At 60.0% G+C, this 17,230-nt stretch carries 16 protein-coding genes; 11 read left to right on the forward strand and 5 right to left on the reverse strand.

Going from position 1 to position 17,230, the window contains the following annotated elements; all coding sequences use genetic code 11:
* The first annotated feature begins 56 nt into the window (after nt 1-56).
* The 3 genes from lpdA to lipA all read left to right on the forward strand — a co-directional run bounded on the left by lpdA (nt 57) and on the right by lipA (nt 2,925).
* Nucleotides 57-1,502, forward strand: coding sequence for a dihydrolipoyl dehydrogenase (gene lpdA, locus AGR13A_RS06660; RefSeq protein ID WP_003502607.1), 1,446 nt, complete (start codon nt 57-59; stop codon nt 1,500-1,502).
* Between the two features lie 99 nt (nt 1,503-1,601).
* On the forward strand, nt 1,602-1,850 hold the full coding sequence (locus tag AGR13A_RS06665) for a GlsB/YeaQ/YmgE family stress response membrane protein (protein WP_035217455.1): 249 nt from the start codon (nt 1,602-1,604) through the stop codon (nt 1,848-1,850).
* A 103-nt stretch (nt 1,851-1,953) separates the two neighbouring features.
* Nucleotides 1,954-2,925 (forward strand): lipoyl synthase, encoded by a 972-nt coding sequence (gene lipA, locus AGR13A_RS06670; protein ID WP_035217452.1) that lies wholly within the window; start codon nt 1,954-1,956, stop codon nt 2,923-2,925.
* Nucleotides 2,926-3,126: 201 nt separating this feature from the next.
* On the opposite strand, the gene AGR13A_RS06675 is transcribed toward lipA, so the two are convergent.
* The 3 genes from AGR13A_RS06675 to AGR13A_RS24870 form a co-directional block, all read right to left on the reverse strand.
* A complete protein-coding gene (locus tag AGR13A_RS06675; RefSeq protein ID WP_080834302.1) occupies nt 3,127-4,056 on the reverse strand; it encodes a DMT family transporter in 930 nt (309 codons plus the stop codon).
* A 93-nt stretch (nt 4,057-4,149) separates the two neighbouring features.
* Nucleotides 4,150-4,884 (reverse strand): helix-turn-helix transcriptional regulator, encoded by a 735-nt coding sequence (locus AGR13A_RS06680; protein ID WP_080834303.1) that lies wholly within the window; start codon nt 4,882-4,884, stop codon nt 4,150-4,152.
* Nucleotides 4,885-5,012: 128 nt separating this feature from the next.
* A complete protein-coding gene (locus AGR13A_RS24870) occupies nt 5,013-5,189 on the reverse strand; it encodes a hypothetical protein (RefSeq protein WP_003496171.1) in 177 nt (58 codons plus the stop codon).
* 251 nt (nt 5,190-5,440) lie between these two features.
* Between AGR13A_RS24870 and AGR13A_RS06685 the strand changes: the two genes are divergently transcribed.
* Together AGR13A_RS06685 and AGR13A_RS06690 are read left to right on the forward strand one after the other, a co-directional pair.
* Nucleotides 5,441-6,010 (forward strand): AAA family ATPase, encoded by a 570-nt coding sequence (locus AGR13A_RS06685; RefSeq protein ID WP_080836620.1) that lies wholly within the window; start codon nt 5,441-5,443, stop codon nt 6,008-6,010.
* Nucleotides 6,011-6,019: 9 nt separating this feature from the next.
* Nucleotides 6,020-6,475 carry a type II toxin-antitoxin system RatA family toxin gene (locus tag AGR13A_RS06690; protein WP_080834305.1) on the forward strand — a complete coding sequence of 152 codons (456 nt, stop codon included), beginning with the start codon at nt 6,020-6,022 and terminating at the stop codon, nt 6,473-6,475.
* On the opposite strand, the gene AGR13A_RS06695 is transcribed toward AGR13A_RS06690, so the two are convergent.
* Together AGR13A_RS06695 and AGR13A_RS06700 are read right to left on the reverse strand one after the other, a co-directional pair.
* Nucleotides 6,457-6,966 (reverse strand): CinA family protein, encoded by a 510-nt coding sequence (locus tag AGR13A_RS06695; protein ID WP_080834307.1) that lies wholly within the window; start codon nt 6,964-6,966, stop codon nt 6,457-6,459. The genes AGR13A_RS06690 and AGR13A_RS06695 overlap by 19 nt on opposite strands.
* Nucleotides 6,963-8,150, reverse strand: coding sequence for a bifunctional 2-C-methyl-D-erythritol 4-phosphate cytidylyltransferase/2-C-methyl-D-erythritol 2,4-cyclodiphosphate synthase (locus AGR13A_RS06700; RefSeq protein WP_080834309.1), 1,188 nt, complete (start codon nt 8,148-8,150; stop codon nt 6,963-6,965). The genes AGR13A_RS06695 and AGR13A_RS06700 overlap by 4 nt, the downstream gene beginning before the upstream one ends.
* 276 nt (nt 8,151-8,426) lie before the next feature.
* On the opposite strand from AGR13A_RS06700, the gene dusB reads away from it, so the two are divergent.
* The 6 genes from dusB to trkA all read left to right on the forward strand — a co-directional run bounded on the left by dusB (nt 8,427) and on the right by trkA (nt 17,227).
* Nucleotides 8,427-9,443, forward strand: a complete 1,017-nt coding sequence (dusB, locus tag AGR13A_RS06705) for a tRNA dihydrouridine synthase DusB (RefSeq protein ID WP_080834311.1) — start codon at nt 8,427-8,429, stop codon at nt 9,441-9,443.
* Complete coding sequence (locus AGR13A_RS06710) at nt 9,440-10,588, forward strand: two-component system sensor histidine kinase NtrB (RefSeq protein WP_080834313.1); 1,149 nt, start codon at nt 9,440-9,442, stop codon at nt 10,586-10,588. The genes dusB and AGR13A_RS06710 overlap by 4 nt, the downstream gene beginning before the upstream one ends.
* Nucleotides 10,585-12,036, forward strand: coding sequence for a nitrogen regulation protein NR(I) (ntrC, locus tag AGR13A_RS06715; RefSeq protein WP_035217434.1), 1,452 nt, complete (start codon nt 10,585-10,587; stop codon nt 12,034-12,036). Before AGR13A_RS06710 ends, ntrC begins: the two co-directional genes overlap by 4 nt.
* Before the next feature lie 149 nt (nt 12,037-12,185).
* Entirely contained in the window at nt 12,186-14,447 is a 2,262-nt protein-coding gene (locus AGR13A_RS06720; RefSeq protein ID WP_035217432.1) for a sensor histidine kinase NtrY-like, read from the forward strand.
* Nucleotides 14,437-15,801 (forward strand): nitrogen assimilation response regulator NtrX, encoded by a 1,365-nt coding sequence (ntrX, locus tag AGR13A_RS06725; RefSeq protein WP_035217431.1) that lies wholly within the window; start codon nt 14,437-14,439, stop codon nt 15,799-15,801. The genes AGR13A_RS06720 and ntrX overlap by 11 nt, the downstream gene beginning before the upstream one ends.
* A gap of 49 nt (nt 15,802-15,850) precedes the next feature.
* The gene (gene trkA, locus AGR13A_RS06730; protein WP_080834315.1) at nt 15,851-17,227 is read left to right on the forward strand and encodes a Trk system potassium transporter TrkA; all 1,377 of its coding nucleotides are present in this window, start codon (nt 15,851-15,853) and stop codon (nt 17,225-17,227) included.
* The last annotated feature ends 3 nt before the right edge of the window (nt 17,228-17,230 follow it).

Consider the following 17,230-nt stretch of genomic DNA (forward strand, 5'->3'; position numbering starts at 1 on the left):
AATTCCGTTTCGGAACGGCGTGCCGTTATCCGAATTAAGACAAGGCAGGATTTCCAATGGCTCAATCTTATGACGTCATCATCATCGGTTCGGGACCGGGCGGTTATATTGCCGCGATCCGCGCAGCCCAGCTCGGCATGAAGGTTGCCGTCGTGGAGCGCGAGCATCTGGCCGGCATCTGCTCCAACTGGGGCTGCATTCCCACCAAGGCCCTGCTGCGCACCGCCGATGTTATGCACACCGCCACCCATGCCAAGGATTACGGCCTGACGCTGGAAGGCTCGATCAAGCCGGACGTCAAGGCAATCGTGGCGCGCTCGCGCGGCATTGCTGCACGCATGAACAATGGCGTCGGTTTCCTGTTCAAGAAGAACAAGGTCGATATCATCTGGGGTGAAGCAAAAATCACCAAGCCGGGCGAGATCGTCGTCGGCAAATCGACCAAGCCGGTGGTTCAGCCGCAGGGTCCCGTGCCGAAGAACACGCTGGGCGAGGGCACCTATACCGCCAAGCACATCATCGTCGCCACAGGCGCCCGCCCGCGCGCGCTGCCCGGCATCGAGCCCGATGGCAAGCTGATCTGGACCTATTTCGAGGCGATGAAGCCGGAAGAGCTGCCGAAGTCGCTGCTTGTCATGGGATCGGGCGCCATCGGCATCGAATTCGCCAGCTTCTACCGCACCATGGGCGTCGACGTCACCGTCGTCGAGATCATGAGCCAGGTCATGCCGGTCGAGGATGCGGAAATCTCCACCTTCGCCAAGAAGCAGCTGGAAAAGCAGGGCATGAAAATTCACCTTGAAACCAAGGTTTCCAAGGTCGAGAAGGGCGCGAACTCCATCACCGCGACGCTGGAGAAGAAGGACGGTTCTTCCGAGAAGATCACCGCCGACCGCATGATTTCGGCCGTTGGCGTCGTTGCCAATATCGAAGGCATCGGCCTCGAGGCTGCCGGCGTGAAGACCGATCGCGGCTTCATCGTCATCGACGGTTACGGCAAGACCAACGTGCCGGGCATCTATGCCATCGGCGACGTCGCCGGCCCACCGCTGCTCGCCCACAAGGCCGAGCATGAGGCAGTGATCTGCGTCGAAAAGATCGCCGGTCTGCCGAATGTGCACCCGATGGACAAGCTCAAGATTCCGGGCTGCACCTATTGCAACCCGCAGGTCGCCTCGGTCGGTCTCACCGAAGCCAAGGCCAAGGAACAGGGCCGCGACATCCGCGTCGGCCGCTTCTCCTTTGCGGCAAACGGCAAGGCTGTCGCGCTCGGCGAAGATCAGGGCATGGTCAAGACTATCTTCGACAAGAAGACCGGCGAGCTGCTCGGCGCGCATATGGTCGGTGCGGAAGTGACCGAACTCATTCAGGGCTTCGTGGTCGCCATGAATCTCGAGACCACTGAAGAAGACCTGATGCATACGATCTTCCCGCATCCGACCATTTCGGAATCGATGAAGGAAAGCGTGCTCGACGCCTATGGGCGTGTTCTGAACGCATAAGTGCTCCGTGATACCCGGCATTGTTTAACCATGCCGGGTGTCCCATATGTCTCGATGCAGGCTCCTTAAATGGGGCTGGTTCTTTCAGGGAGCGTGGGAATGGAAAGTGTAGGCTGGATTGCAGCGATCATAATCGGCGGTCTCGCCGGCTGGCTTGCGGGCAAGCTCATGGATATGCGCTTCGGCATTTTCATGAACATCATCCTCGGCATCGTCGGTTCGGTGGTTGCGGTTGCGATGCTTCGAACCTTCGATGTTTTCGTGCAGGACAGCAGGCTCGGCTATTTCGTCACGTCGTTCATCGGCGCCAGCCTTTTGCTGTTTCTGGCGAAGCTGGTACGGCGCTGAAAGGCTTCGTGACCGGAAGGGGCTTACGCTTTTTCTGGAATTGTTCTAAAGCATCGGACCAACAGATGTTTAGGTCGCCAGGGGCGATGGAAGCAGGTTTTTAATGGTCACTATTCTCGACAGGACGTCGTCCGACGAAAAGCGCATTCGCCACCCGGAAAAGGCGCATAAGCCCGATACCGAGGTCATGCGCAAGCCGGAATGGATCCGCGTCAAGGCGCCGACATCCAAGGGCTATCACGAGACGCGTGAACTGGTGCGTTCGCACAAGCTGGTGACGGTGTGCGAGGAAGCCGGCTGTCCGAATATCGGCGAGTGCTGGGACAAGAAACACGCGACCTTCATGATCATGGGTGAAATCTGCACCCGCGCCTGCGCTTTCTGCAATGTCGCGACCGGCAAGCCCAATCCGCTGGATATGGCCGAGCCCGAGAACGTCGCTAAGGCCGTCAAGCAGATGGGCCTTTCCCACGTCGTCATCACCTCGGTCGACCGCGACGATCTCGCCGATGGCGGCGCTGAACATTTCGAGAAGGTCATCTGGGCGATCCGTGCGGCATCGCCCAACACGACCATCGAAATCCTCACCCCCGACTTCCTGAAGAAGCCCGGCGCGCTGGAGCGGGTCGTCGCCGCCAAGCCCGATGTCTTCAACCACAATATGGAAACCGTCCCGGGCAATTACCTCACGGTTCGTCCCGGCGCGCGCTATTTCCACTCCGTGCGCCTTCTGCAGCGGGTGAAGGAACTCGATCCCACCATGTTCACCAAATCGGGCATCATGGTCGGCCTCGGCGAAGAGCGAAACGAAGTGCTGCAGCTGATGGACGATCTGCGCAGCGCCGATGTGGACTTCCTGACTATCGGTCAATATCTGCAGCCGACCCGCAAGCACCACAAGGTCGAGGCCTTCGTGACGCCGGAAGAGTTCAAGTCCTACGAGACCGTGGCTTATACCAAGGGCTTCCTGATGGTGTCTTCCAGCCCGCTGACCCGCTCCTCGCACCATGCCGGCGACGATTTCGAACGCCTGCGTGCGGCCCGCGAGAAGAAGCTGCTGGCGGCTGCGGAGTAAGGGACAAAGGTTCGGCAACATAGGTTGCTGGATCGGGCGATATACGCTCTCTCCACCGTCATGCTCGGGCTTGTCCCGAGCATCTGCAACCTATCGATTGTACGATACGTGATTGGATCCTCGGGACAGGCCCGAGGATGACGTGAGTGGGAGGCGAGGCTTGTGAAATGGCTCCGCCGCCTGTTCCCGGCCTTCAACCCATCACACCACAACCTTCTCCGGCCTATGCGCCCGCATGCACAAGATCACGCTCAGCACCACCGAACAGATCGCCACGATCTCGACAATGGTCGGCCCGCGTCCTTCCCATAGAAAACCGTAAAGCAGCGCAAACAGCGTTTCGAACAGGATCATCTGCCCGACCATGGTGAGCGGCAGAAGGCGACTCATGCGGTTCCATAAGGCATTGCCAAGAATGGAGGCGGTGAAACCCAGCCCGGCTGCAACGGCCACAAAGTGCAGCCAGTCGCCCGAACTATGGCTTTCGCCGCCAAAGCCAAAGGCCGGGATGGCGAGCGCCAGCGCAAGCCCGCCGGTCACCACACCGGTCATCATGTTCCAGTCATCGGCGCTGACATCGTGAAGGCGGGAGAGCCACCGGGCATTGCCAACCGCAAAGGCCGTCCATGACGCCAGCGCACCGAGCGCACAGGCAAGCCCGATGACGCGAGAGACATCGAGCCCCGCATCGTTCTCCGTCAGCGACTGCCATGAAATGCCAACAATGCCGATTGCGCCGAAGGCGAGCGACGGCCACAGCCGCTTCAGCGACACCGCGCCATGATCGCGGCTGCCGATGATGGTGACGGCGACGGGCAGGAAACCGATGATGATCGAGGTGAAGGCGACACCGCTCAATTTCACCGCCGTCGATATGAAGACGTAGTAGGCGATGTTGCCGATCATGCTCAGCCAGCCGAGCGCTATCCACTCCCGCGCGCCAAAATGGGCCGACACGCGTTTCAGGCGCGGCCCGATGATGATGAGGGAAATCAGCCCATAGGTGAGATAACGCGCTGTCGACAGTTGCAGGGCCGAAAAATCCGGCACGAGTTTCGGGGCGAGAAAAATCCCACCCCAAAGCGCACCCGCCAGCATGCCGTAAAAAACACCGAGACCTGTTCTGTTCATGTCATGTCACATCCGCATTCACATTTGCCTGCGATGTGCCACAGCCCTCTGCGGCTGTCTTGACAAAAACTCCTGACGGATGTGCTGGCGGTTTTAATGAATCCCGTAGGTCCGACGGTAGGCTGCGGGCGTTTCACCCACTGCATTGCGCATGGCCCGCGTCAGTGCAGTCTGGTCGGAAAAACCGGCCCGCAAGGCGATCTCGGCAATTGGCAGGGTGGAATTGCTGAGCAATGCGCAGACCTTGTCCATGCGCAGCCCGGCCAGCCATCGGTGAGGCGGGAGGCCGAATTCTTCAAGAAACAGCGCATGCAGGCGGCTGTCGCTGATGGTCACGCAGGCGGCGAGCATCTCTATCGTCCACGGGAAGAACGGTTCTGCCCTGACAAGTGCAGCGAGCCTGTGCAGGCGTTGGCGGATATCGGCTTTCTCATTGGCAAGGCTGTCGACCAGGAGCGGCGCCCACAGGTCCGCAATATCGTCGCGTCGCCCCTCTGTTCCGATGACACCGCGCATATAGGCGATCAATTGCCGCGTATCCTGCGCTATGTCGAGAAACGGCGAATGGACGAATTTATCGAGCGTTTGCTCGGGAAGGGCGCCTTCATCGATATCGACCACCAGCGAGCGGTTGCTCGCCGTCGCTTCCTGCGTATGCGGCGCATCGCGATGGATGAACACGCCGCGTCCGGTCGACAATTCGTCCTGCCGTCCGGCCACATCGATCAGCAGACGCCCGGAGACAGGAAGAACGATCTGCACGAAGCCATGCCGTTCCTTCGGTCTTTCTTCCCTGTAGGTTCTGATATTTGCGGATGCGGCCATCATGACGCTGTCGTTTCCATTGTGCAAAGAAATGGCCGCCTCGAAAAAGCGGCCAGTTTCATTGTTTGATTATGACATCGTCTTGAAGATTGGGCCAGTCGGCTTTATCGGTCGGCTCTGCGCGCCGGCAATTAACAGTCTTCTTTGGCGGTCGATTCGCCGCGTTTGCGCTTGCGCAGAACCGGCTTGTTCTCTCTCGCCTCGCATTTCGCAACGTCGATGAGATAGGCAAGCACCGGCATGCCATTCATCGATGCGAGTTGCTTGGCGGATTCGAGAAGGTTGATGATGTTGGAAAAATCGTCCATCGGCTCACTCAGTGGCTCAAAGCGGTTATGTCGGGTCTGAACCCAAGGATGAATACGCGTGGGGAAATCGGGAGTGCCCGGCGCGTTTGCATCCAGTGGGTGTAATATTAGTGGCAAATAAATAGCAATCCCTGCGAGGGGGTTGCAATAGTCAATTTTCCGTAACTGCCATGCGCAACGACGATATCGTTCTGGAACGTTATATCGGATTGGCAGCACGATGTTCCGGCGGTCCTGACGAGGTTTACGCGATGCCGCAGTATCTGGATAGAGCCGAAGACGCAGCAAAAATCATCGCCGGCGCAAAACGTATCATGGTCGTTGGCTGCTCGGGTGGCGGCAAGTCGACACTGTCACATAAGCTCTCGGCTGCCTTCGGGCTTCGCTACATTTCCATGGATCGCGAGATTTTCTGGCTGCCGGGCTGGCAGGCGCGTCCGCGCGAGGAGCAACGGCAGAAGATCGCCGCCATCGTCGCAGAGGAGAACTGGCTGATGGATGGCAGCAATCCGTCATCTTTCGACATGCGCCTGCCGAGATCCCACATCGTCCTGTGGGTGCGCATGCCGCGCTGGCTTTGCCTGTGGGGCGCGATCAGCCGAATCGTCAAGGGTTACGGAAGGGCGAGGCCCGAAATGGCGGAGGGTTGCCCAGAAAGGATCGATCTCGATTTCTTGCGCTATATCTGGAATTTCGAGCGGCGCCATACGCCGATCTTCGAGCAGAATTTCGCGCTTTATGGTCCTGATGTGCCGGTATTCCAGCTGAAAAGCCGAAAACAGTTTCGCCGCCTTCTTGATCTTCTGCGTATCGAGGATTAACTGCCGCTCATGCCACAGTTCGAAACGCATCGCCATGTCAAACACTCGCCCGACCGCATGTACGACCTCGTCGCCGATGTGGAGAAATATCCGCAATTTCTGCCCCTTTGCGAGGCGCTCACCGTGCGTTCGCGCAAGGAGCGCGATGGCAAGGTGTTGCTGGTGGCGGATATGACCGTGGGCTACAAGGCCATTCGCGAAACCTTCACCACGCAGGTGCTGCTGAATCCGGGTGAACGCGCCATCGACGTGAAATATATCGACGGACCGTTCAAATATCTCGACAATCGCTGGCGTTTCGAGGCCTCGGACGAGGGCGGCTCAGCCATCCATTTCTTCATCGATTACGAATTCAAGAACCGTCTGCTCGGCGCGGTCATGGGGTCGATGTTCGACCGGGCCTTCCGCATGTTCGCAGAAGCCTTTGAAACGCGTGCCGATAAAATCTATACGGACCCGGCCTGATTAAGGGCAATTAGCATCTCAAGCGCCGTCATCACCGTCGCAAGCCGGATTTCGGTGCGGCCGATCTCGCCGTAACGCATTTCCTTATGCAGGCTGCCGCCATTGCGCGTCTTGGCGGCCAGATGCACCAGCCCAACCGGCTTGTCGGCGGAACCACCACCCGGACCGGCAATACCGGTAACGGCGACCGCAAAATCCGCCCGTGAACGGAAGAGCGCGCCATGCGCCATCTGCAACGCCGTCTGTCGGGAAACCGCGCCGAAATTCGCCAGCGTCTCGACGCTAACCCCCAGCATGTCCATCTTGGCTTCATTGGTATAGGTGACAAAACCACGATCGACGACAGCGGAGGAGCCGGCAATCTCCGTCAGGGCACCGGCGATCAGGCCGCCCGTGCAGCTTTCCGCGGTCGAGACCATGAGGCCATGCGCGGTGAAATCGACAATGATCTGCCGCGCCAGCTCTTCTATGTCAGCGGGAAAAAGGCTCATAAAGGTCTGCCCCTGTAGACAACGGTAGCAGTGGCAATTGCAGCGATGCCTTCCCGGCGGCCGACGAAACCGATGGTCTCATTGGTCGTCGCCTTCACCGAGCAGCGCTCCAGCGCGATGCCCAGCATGTCCGAGAGTGCTTCGCGCATGGCCTGGCGGTGTGGGCCGATGCGCGGCGCTTCCGCAATCAGCGAGACATCGGCATTCATGATCGTACCGCCATTGTCGCGCACCACTTTCGCCGCATGTTCGAGGAAGATGCGCGAAGCGGCGCCCTTCCATTGCGGATCGGAAGGCGGGAAGTGATCGCCGATATCGCCAGCACCGCAGGTGGCGAGCAGGGCATCCGTCAACGCATGCAAGGCCACATCCGCATCCGAATGACCTTTGAGTTTCTGGTCGTGTTCGATGAAGACGCCGCACAGCGTCACGCCGTCGCCGGCTTCCAGCTGATGCACATCGTAACCATTGCCGGTGCGCACGTCCGGCAATCCGTGGGAGAGCTTTTCATCGGCCATGGCGATATCCCGCTTGAGAGTGAGTTTTACATTGTCGGCCGAACCTTCGGTCAGCGTCACCGTCAGTCCCGCCCATTCGGCAATCGAAGCATCATCGGTGAAATCGGACTTTCCGGAGGCGGCAGCGGCGCGGTGCGCGGCGAGAATATCGCCATAGCCGAAACTCTGCGGTGTCTGCGCCGCATAAAGCCCCTGCCTAGAAACCGTTTCCACGACACGACCATCCGAACCGCGCTTCAGCGTGTCAGTGACGGGCAGGGCGGGCAGGACGCCCCTGGCGCCGGCCCGGTGCAGTGCCATAATGCGTTCCAGCATGTCCACGGCGACGAAAGGCCGCACGGCATCATGGATCATCACATGCGTCAGCTCTTCCGAGGAGAGCGCTTCCAGACCGGCAAGCACCGATTGCTGGCGTGTCGCGCCGCCCGTGACCATAACGATCCGCTCGCCGGCATCAAGCCGTTCAAGGATCGGCGACAGCAGTGCTGCATCGTCTGCATGGCTGACGACAACGATCGGAGAGGCGTGATCCCAATCCAGAAAGGTCGACAATGTATGCTCGATCACGGCCCTGCCGCCGATCGGGCGATATTGTTTCGGCCCTTCCTCGGGGGAGCCCGCTCTTTCTCCGCGTCCTGCGGCGACGATGACGATGCCGAGTTTCATAGTACTTTCCTGCATTGGTCTTATGCTTTGCGCGCAACCCTTAGCGGTTGACAGTCCTGCTCTAGCGTTTCAAAACCCGGATGGCCAGCCCGATAAGACGCGCATCCGCCCCTGTACCTCGCAGGATCCGCAATCATTGCGTGTTCGAACCTGCACAAATTGCTGCCGACAGCAAAACAGGCAGGCAGTCGCCCAGCAAATAAAAGGTGCAACCCTCTAAAAGTGCTTGGCAACTGCACAAACACTGTCTAAAAATAATGCAAATAGCCCTTCTGCATGAAAGATCATCAGTTGCCCCTTCCGGAGTTGTCAGAACCGTTCAGCATCGGCTCAGTTGCGATCCGTAATCGCGCCGTGCTGGCGCCCATGTCGGGCGTCACGGATCTGCCGTTCCGGCAGCTCGCCTGGCGTTACGGCGCGGGCCTTGTTGTCACGGAAATGGTGGCAAGCCGCGAACTTGTCGCCAACCGAGGAGAATCCTGGGCGCGGCTGAAAAATGCCGGCATGGTTCCGCATATGGTGCAACTTGCCGGACGCGAGGCGCATTTCATGGCCGAGGCGGCGAAGATCGCCGCCGATAACGGCGCTGGAATCATCGATATCAATATGGGCTGTCCAGCCAAGAAGGTCACGGGCGGTTATTCCGGTTCGGCTTTGATGCGCGATCCCGATCATGCACTCTCGCTGATCGAGGCGACGGTCAATGCAGTCGAGGTGCCTGTGACGCTGAAGATGCGGCTCGGCTGGGATGAGAACACCATCAATGCGCCGGAGATTGCCCGCCGTGCCGAAGACGCAGGCGTCCAGCTGATCACCATTCACGGCCGCACCCGTATGCAGTTTTACGAGGGGCGTGCGGATTGGAACGCCATCCGCGCCGTGCGTGAGGTGATTTCCGTGCCTCTGATCGCCAATGGCGATGTGGAGACAGCCGAAGATGCGCGGGAAATCCTGCGCCGCTCGGGTGCTGACGCCGTCATGGTCGGTCGCAGCGCGCAGGGTCAGCCCTGGCTGCCGGCGGTGCTCGCCGGACATTCAGCGCCGCACCGCGACGATATTCCCGCCATCGCCATCGAACATTACGAGATGATGCTGGAATTTTACGGAAGGGAAGCCGGTCTCCGGCATGCCCGCAAACATCTTGGCTGGTATCTCGACCGTTTCGCGCCTGAGATCGCCACGACTGACAAGGCTGAAATCATGACATCGCGTGACACGGCGGAAGTGGCGGATCTGCTGCGCTCCGCCCTTAGCGAAAATGCGGGCGAAGAAGCCGCAAGGAAGGCCGCATGAGCGCTGACAAACACAGCCCGGCAGATGCAAACCCGCTCGCCATGGCGGTTTTGAACGCGGTGCAAAACCCCGTCATCCTGGTGGATGCCGAAGGTTTCATCGCCTTCGCCAATTGGGAAGCCGAAGCCTTTTTCGGGGCAAGCGCCTCCCACCTCGCGCGCTACCGCGTTTCCACCTTCATTCCCTTCGGCAGCCCGTTGCTCGCACTGATCGATCAGGTGCGGGAGCGCCGTGCGCCGGTCAATGAATATCGCGTCGATCTGAGTTCGCCGCGTCTCGGCCAGGACAAGCTGGTCGATCTCTACGTTGCGCCCGTTGTCAGCGAGCCGGGATCGGTGGTCGTCGTTTTCCAGGAAAGATCGATGGCCGACAAGATCGACCGGCAATTGACCCACCGGGCGGCGGCGCGCTCGGTTACCGGTCTTGCCTCCATGCTCGCCCATGAAATCAAGAATCCGCTGTCCGGCATTCGTGGCGCTGCCCAGCTGCTGGAGACTTCGGTTGCCGATGAAGACAGGGCGCTGACACGGCTGATCTGCGACGAGACCGACCGCATCGTCTCGCTGGTCGATCGTATGGAGGTGTTTTCCGACGAGCGGCCGGTGGATCGCGTGCCGGTCAATATCCATTCCGTGCTCGATCATGTGAAGGCCATCGCCAAGGCCGGCTTTGCCCGCAATATCAAGATTTCGGAGAATTACGACCCGTCGCTGCCGCCTGTTTATGCCAATCGCGACCAGCTGGTGCAGGTCTTTCTCAATCTGGTGAAGAATGCGGCGGAAGCCGTAGGCAACCAGCCGGATGGCGAGATCATCCTCACCACCGCCTATCGCCCCGGCATGCGGCTTTCGGTTGCCGGCAGCCGCGAGCGCATCTCGCTGCCGCTCGAATTCTGCGTGCATGATAATGGCCCGGGCGTTCCGGCCGATCTGCTGCCGCATCTATTCGATCCCTTCATCACCACCAAGACGAATGGTTCGGGCCTTGGCCTGGCGCTTGTCGCCAAGCTGATCGGCGCCCATGGCGGCATTGTCGAATGCGACAGCCAGAACCACCGCACGACTTTCCGCGTATTGATGCCCGTCTCGCCGGAAGTGGCGTTCGACGACCGCACTTTGCCGAACACGACAGGAAATGACCCATGACAGCTACGATCCTCGTCGCCGATGATGATGCCGCAATCCGCACGGTGCTGAACCAGGCGCTGAGCCGCGCCGGTTACGACGTGCGCATCACCTCCAATGCCGCCACGCTCTGGCGCTGGGTTTCGGCAGGTGAGGGCGATCTTGTCGTGACCGATGTCGTGATGCCGGATGAAAACGCCTTTGACCTTCTGCCGCGTATCAAGAAGGCCCGCCCGGACCTGCCGGTTCTGGTCATGAGCGCGCAGAACACCTTCATGACGGCGATCAAGGCCTCTGAAAAGGGCGCTTACGATTACCTGCCCAAGCCCTTCGACCTGACGGAGCTGATCGCCATCATCGGCCGCGCCCTGTCGGAACCGAAGCGCAAGCCGGCCAAGCTCGATGACGACATGCAGGACGGTATGCCGCTCGTTGGCCGTTCGGCGGCGATGCAGGAAATCTACCGCGTTCTCGCCCGCCTGATGCAGACCGACCTGACGCTGATGATAACGGGCGAATCGGGTACGGGTAAGGAACTGGTGGCGCGGGCGTTGCATGATTACGGCAAGCGCCGCAACGGTCCCTTCGTCGCCATCAACATGGCTGCTATCCCGCGCGACCTGATCGAATCCGAACTCTTCGGCCACGAGAAGGGTGCCTTCACCGGCGCGCAGAACCGCTCCACCGGCCGTTTCGAACAGGCCGAGGGCGGCACGCTGTTCCTCGACGAAATCGGCGACATGCCGATGGACGCCCAGACGCGCCTGCTGCGCGTGTTGCAGCAGGGCGAATATACCACGGTTGGCGGTCGCACACCGATCCGCACCGACGTCCGCATCGTCGCCGCCACCAACAAGGACCTGAAACAGTCGATCAATCAGGGTCTCTTCCGCGAAGACCTCTATTATCGCCTGAACGTCGTGCCGCTGCGGCTGCCGCCGCTGCGTGACCGCGCCGAGGATATTCCCGATCTGGTGCGCCATTTCATTCAGCAGGGTGAGAAGGAAGGTCTGGAAGGCAAGCGTTTCGAGAGCGAGGCGCTGGAGGTTATGAAGGCCTATGCCTGGCCAGGCAACGTGCGTGAGCTGGAAAACCTGATCCGCCGCCTGATGGCGCTTTATCCTCAGGAAGTCATCACCCGCGAGATCATCGAGCAGGAATTGCAATCGGATGTTCCCGACAGCCCGCTCGACAAGATGGCGGTCCGCACCGGTTCGCTCACCATTTCGCAGGCGGTCGAGGAGAATATGCGCGATTATTTCGCCAGCTTCGGCGATGGCCTGCCGCCGCCCGGCCTTTATGACCGCGTTCTGCGCGAACTGGAATATCCGCTGATTCTCGCCGCCCTGACGGCGACGCGCGGTAACCAGATCAAGGCCGCCGATCTTCTTGGCTTGAACCGCAATACGCTGCGCAAGAAAATCCGCGAGCTTGGCGTTTCGGTCTATCGTAGCTCCCGCCCAAGCTGAGAATGTTGACAAGGCCGCATTTGTCGTTGCACTTTCGCCACATTGTGTTGCTTGAAAAACACTAGAAGGAAAGAGATTCGCCAGTCTGAGGCGCGTCTCGCCTGACTTCAGAAATGTGGTGCTGGCTGGCCAGCGATTGGGAGTAGTGCATGCGGAAACCCGCCGCCGAAAAAGCCGTTGCCGACGACGCAGCGGGAATGGTGGTTGCCGATCGCAGGATGTCTTTCGCTTTGCCGGGGCTGGTGCTCGCCGGCGTCGCCCTTGTCTGCGCTATCCTCACTCTCTTCGTGCTTCTGGGTGTCACCCCCATTGCGCCGACATCGAACGTCGTCATCGCCTCGGTGGTGATCAATTCGATCTTCGTGATCGGACTGATCTTCCTCATCGGGCGTGAAATCAACCGGCTGCTGAAAGCCCGCAAAAAGGGCAGGGCCGCCGCTCGCCTGCACGTGCGCATCGTCGTGCTTTTCTCCATCGTGGCGATCACACCGGCCGTTCTCGTCGCCATTTTCGCCAGCCTGACGCTGAATGTTGGCCTCGACCGCTGGTTTTCGCTGCGCACGCAATCGATCGTCGATTCATCGAGCAATATTGCCCAGGCCTATATGATGGAGAATGCCGGCTATCTTCAGGGCCAGACCCTGTCGATGGCGACCGACCTCGATCGTAACCGCGCCCTTTTTTATCTCGACCGCACCGGCTTCATTGATCTCATGACCCGCCAGGCCAAGGGCCGCGGCCTGCTCGGCGCGTTTCTGGTGCAGGAGGATGGTGACGCCGTCGCTCAGGCCGATATCAAGACGGAAAAGCCGCTTCCGGCCATTCCGCATGACGCGCTCGAAAAAGCGGCCGCCGGCCAGCCGACGCTGATCCCACCTGGCATCACCAACCTCGTCGGTGCCATCATCAAGCTTGAAGGCATCGGCGGTACCTTCCTTTACACGGTCCGCGCCGTCGATCCCAAGGTGATGGGCGCGATGCGGCTGATGGAAGAGAACCGCGCCGAATACAAGGCGATGGAAGCGGGCCGCGCGCCGTTGCAGATCGCCTTCGCAATCCTTTATCTCGGCTTTGCGTTGATCGTGCTTCTCGCCGCCATCTGGACGGCCATTGCGGTCGCCGACCGTATCGTGCGGCCGATCCGCCTTCTCATCGGTGCCGCCGATAGTGTCGCCACCGGCAACATGCATGTGCTGGTGCCCGTGCGCGCCGTCGATGGTGACGTTGGCCGCCTGTCGCGCACCTTCAACAAGATGGTCTCGGAACTGCGCAGCCAGCAGGAACAGATCATCGAGGCCAAGGACGATATCGATGATCGCCGCCGCTTCATTGAAGCCGTGCTGTCAGGCGTCACCGCCGCCGTCATCGGTGTCGATGAGAACCGCAGGATCACCATCGTCAATCCGTCAGGCGAGGAATTCCTGGCGCAGACCTCCGAGCAGCTTATCGGCGCGCAACTCTCGGAGATTGCGCCTGAAATCGAGCAGGTCGTGACCGAGGCGAATACCTGGTCGCGCGGCAATTTCCGCAAGCAGATCAATATCATGCGACGCGGCAAGGAGCGCACGCTCAATGTCCAGGTGACCCGCGAGGATGCCCGCGACAGCCGCGACAGCTACGTCATCACCCTTGATGATATTACCGATCTCGTCATCGCCCAGCGCTCGACGGCATGGTCGGATGTGGCGCGCCGTATTGCGCATGAAATCAAGAACCCGCTGACGCCGATCCAGCTTTCCGCCGAGCGCATCAAGCGCCGTTTCGGCAAGCAGATCGACGAGAGCGACCGCGCCGTCTTCGACCAGTGTACGGACACCATCGTCCGGCAGGTCGGTGATATCGGCCGGATGGTGGATGAATTCTCGGCCTTTGCGCGCATGCCGAAGCCGACAAAGGAAAAGTCGGATCTGCGGGCAATCCTGAAGGATGCCGCATTCCTGCGCGAAATCAGCGCCGCCGATACGAAATTCTCAACCGAACTGGGCGACATCCCGCTGGAGGGCATGTTCGATGCCCGCATGCTGGGTCAGGCCTTCGGCAATCTCATCAAGAATGCGACGGAAGCCATCGAGGCGGTGGAAGGCGAAAAGCGGCCTGGAAAAATCCTGGTGCGTGCCTCCTTCGACGAGAGCAATTCCCGTTTTGTGGCAGACATCATCGACAATGGCCGCGGCCTGCCCGTCGAGAACCGTCACCGCATTCTCGAACCCTATATGACGATGCGGGACAAGGGCACGGGCCTCGGCCTCGCCATCGTCAAGAAAATCATCGAAGAGCATGGCGGGTATCTGGAGCTCCATGATGCCCCGCCGGAGTTCGACCATGGCCATGGCGCCATGATCAGAGTGCTGCTGCCCTATATCGAGGCGGTCGGCGGCGAAAATAACAAGGAAGCAGCATATGGCGTCTGATATTCTGGTCGTGGATGACGAGGCGGACATTCGCGAAATCGTAGCGGGCATTCTGTCCGACGAGGGCCACGAGACCCGCATGGCGTTCGACAGCGACAGCGCGCTGGCCGCCATTTCGGAGCGCGTACCGCGCCTGATCTTTCTCGATATCTGGATGCAGGGCTCGAAGCTCGACGGTCTGGCGCTGCTGGATGAGATCAAGAGCCGCCATCCCGAAATTCCGGTTGTCATGATTTCCGGTCACGGCAACATCGAAACCGCCGTCAACGCCATCAAGCGCGGCGCCTTCGATTTTATCGAGAAGCCCTTCAAGGCCGATCGCCTGATCCTGATCGCCGAGCGGGCGCTGGAGAACTCCAAGCTGAAACGCGAGGTTCAGGAACTCAAGAAACGCACGGGTGACGCGGTCGAACTCGTCGGCGCATCGCTTGCGGTTTCGCAGCTGCGCCAGACCATCGACAGGGTTGCTCCCACCAACAGCCGCATCATGATCCTCGGGCCCTCGGGTTCCGGCAAGGAACTGGTGGCGCGGATGGTGCACAAGAAATCCTCACGCGCCACCGGACCTTTTGTGGCGCTGAATGCCGCAACGATCACGCCGGACCGTATGGAAATTGCGCTTTTCGGCACCGAAGGCCTACCCGGACAGCCACGCAAGGTGGGCGCGCTGGAAGAGGCCCATCGCGGCGTTCTTTATCTCGACGAAGTCGGCGAGATGCCGCGCGAAACCCAGAACAAGATCCTGCGCGTGCTGGTCGATCAGCAGTTCGAGCGCGTTGGCGGCGGCAAGCGAGTGAAGGTGGATGTGCGCATCATTTCCTCGACCGCCCACCACCTTGAAAGCCTGATTGCCGAAGGCCAGTTCCGTGAAGACCTGTATCACCGTCTCGCCGTGGTGCCCGTGAAGGTTCCGGCGCTGTCCGAACGGCGCGAGGATATTCCCTTCCTTGTCGACATGTTCATGCGCCAGATTTCCGAGCAGGCCGGCATCCGCCCCCGCAAGATCGGTGACGACGCTATGGCCGTTCTCCAGACGCATGACTGGCCGGGCAATATCCGCCAGCTGCGCAACAATATCGAGCGGCTGATGATCCTTGCCCGTCCCGAAGGCGGCGAAGCGCCGATCTCGGCCGACATGCTGCCATCGGATATCGGTGACATGCTGCCGAAGATTTCGGCGCAGGGCGACCAGCACATCATGACCCTGCCGCTGCGCGAAGCCCGCGAAATGTTCGAACGGGACTATCTGGTCGCCCAGATCAACCGCTTCGGTGGCAATATTTCGCGAACGGCGGAATTTGTCGGCATGGAACGGTCTGCACTGCATCGCAAACTGAAATCTCTCGGCGTATAAGGAGCGAAGGCCAAGTCGCCGCAACCGATTATTCCGTCAGAGAGACAGCATGAAAGTCATCATTTGCGGCGCAGGGCAGGTGGGTTACGGCATCGCCGAACAATTGTCGCGGGAGGATAATGAAGTATCGGTGATCGATACGGCCGCGCCGCTCATCACTGCCATCACCGAAACGCTGGATGTGCGCGGTTATGTCGGCCATGGCGCGCATCCCGATATGCTGGCGAAGGCGGGTGCAGACCAGGCGGACATGATCATCGCCGTGACGCTGCATGACGAAATCAATATCGTCGCCTGCGAGGTGGCGCATGCGCTCTTCAGCGTTCCGACCAAGATTGCCCGTATTCGCGACCAGAGTTATCTGAAACCGGAATATGCCGATCTCTTCAGCCGCGAGAACATGTCGATCGACGTGACGATTTCGCCGGAAGTCGAGGTCGGCAAGATGGTGCTCCGGCGCATCGCATTTCCGGGCGCGACCGATGTCGTGCGTTTTGCCGATGATACGATCTTCATGCTGGCGATTGAATGCATGGAGGACTGCCCTGTCATCAACACGCCATTGCAGCAGCTGTCCAACCTTTTCCCGGACCTGATCGCGACGGTGGTGGGTATCTACCGTAACGGCATCCTCAAGGTCGCGCATTCCTCGGAACAGCTGCGGGTCGGAGACCTCGCCTATGTGATCTGTCAGCGCCTGCACGCCCGCCGCACCTTGAGCCTTTTCGGCCATGAGGAGCAGGAGGCGCAGCGCATCGTTATCGCCGGCGCTGGCAATATCGGCTACTTCGTCGCCCGCAAGATTGAGGAGATGCAGCCGAAAACACGGGTGAAGATCATCGAGGCGGATCGCGACAGGGCTATTGCCGCGTCGGAACAGCTCAGCAACACCATCGTCATGCATGGATCGGCGCTTGACCATAAAATCTTGATGCAGGCCGACATCCAGGATTCGGACCTCATCGTTACCCTGACCAATAACGACCAGACCAACATTCTGGCGGCGGTGATGGCCAAGCAGCTCGGCTGCAAGTCCAACCTTGCGCTGCTGAACAGCTCGTCTTTCCATGAGGTCGCCGGTTCGCTCGGTCTGGATGCCTATATCAACCCGCGGGCCGTCACCATTTCCCGCGTTCTCCAGCATGTGCGCAAGGGCCGCATCCGCTCGGTTTATGCCGTGCAGCGCGGGTCGGCGGAGGTGATCGAGGCGGAGGCGCTGGAAACCTCGCCGCTGGTCGGCCAGTCGTTCCGCGACATCGATATGCCTGACGGCGTGCGCATTGGCGCGATCTATCGCGACGGCGTGGTGATCCGCCCGGACGGCAGTACAAAAATCAAGGCGAAGGACCGTGTCGTGCTGTTTGCATCCGCCGATGCGGTGCGCGACGTGGAACAACTTTTCCGTGTTTCAATACAATATTTCTGACTG

This window comes from Agrobacterium genomosp. 13 str. CFBP 6927, from assembly GCA_900012615.1.
Lineage (GTDB): Bacteria > Pseudomonadota > Alphaproteobacteria > Rhizobiales > Rhizobiaceae > Agrobacterium.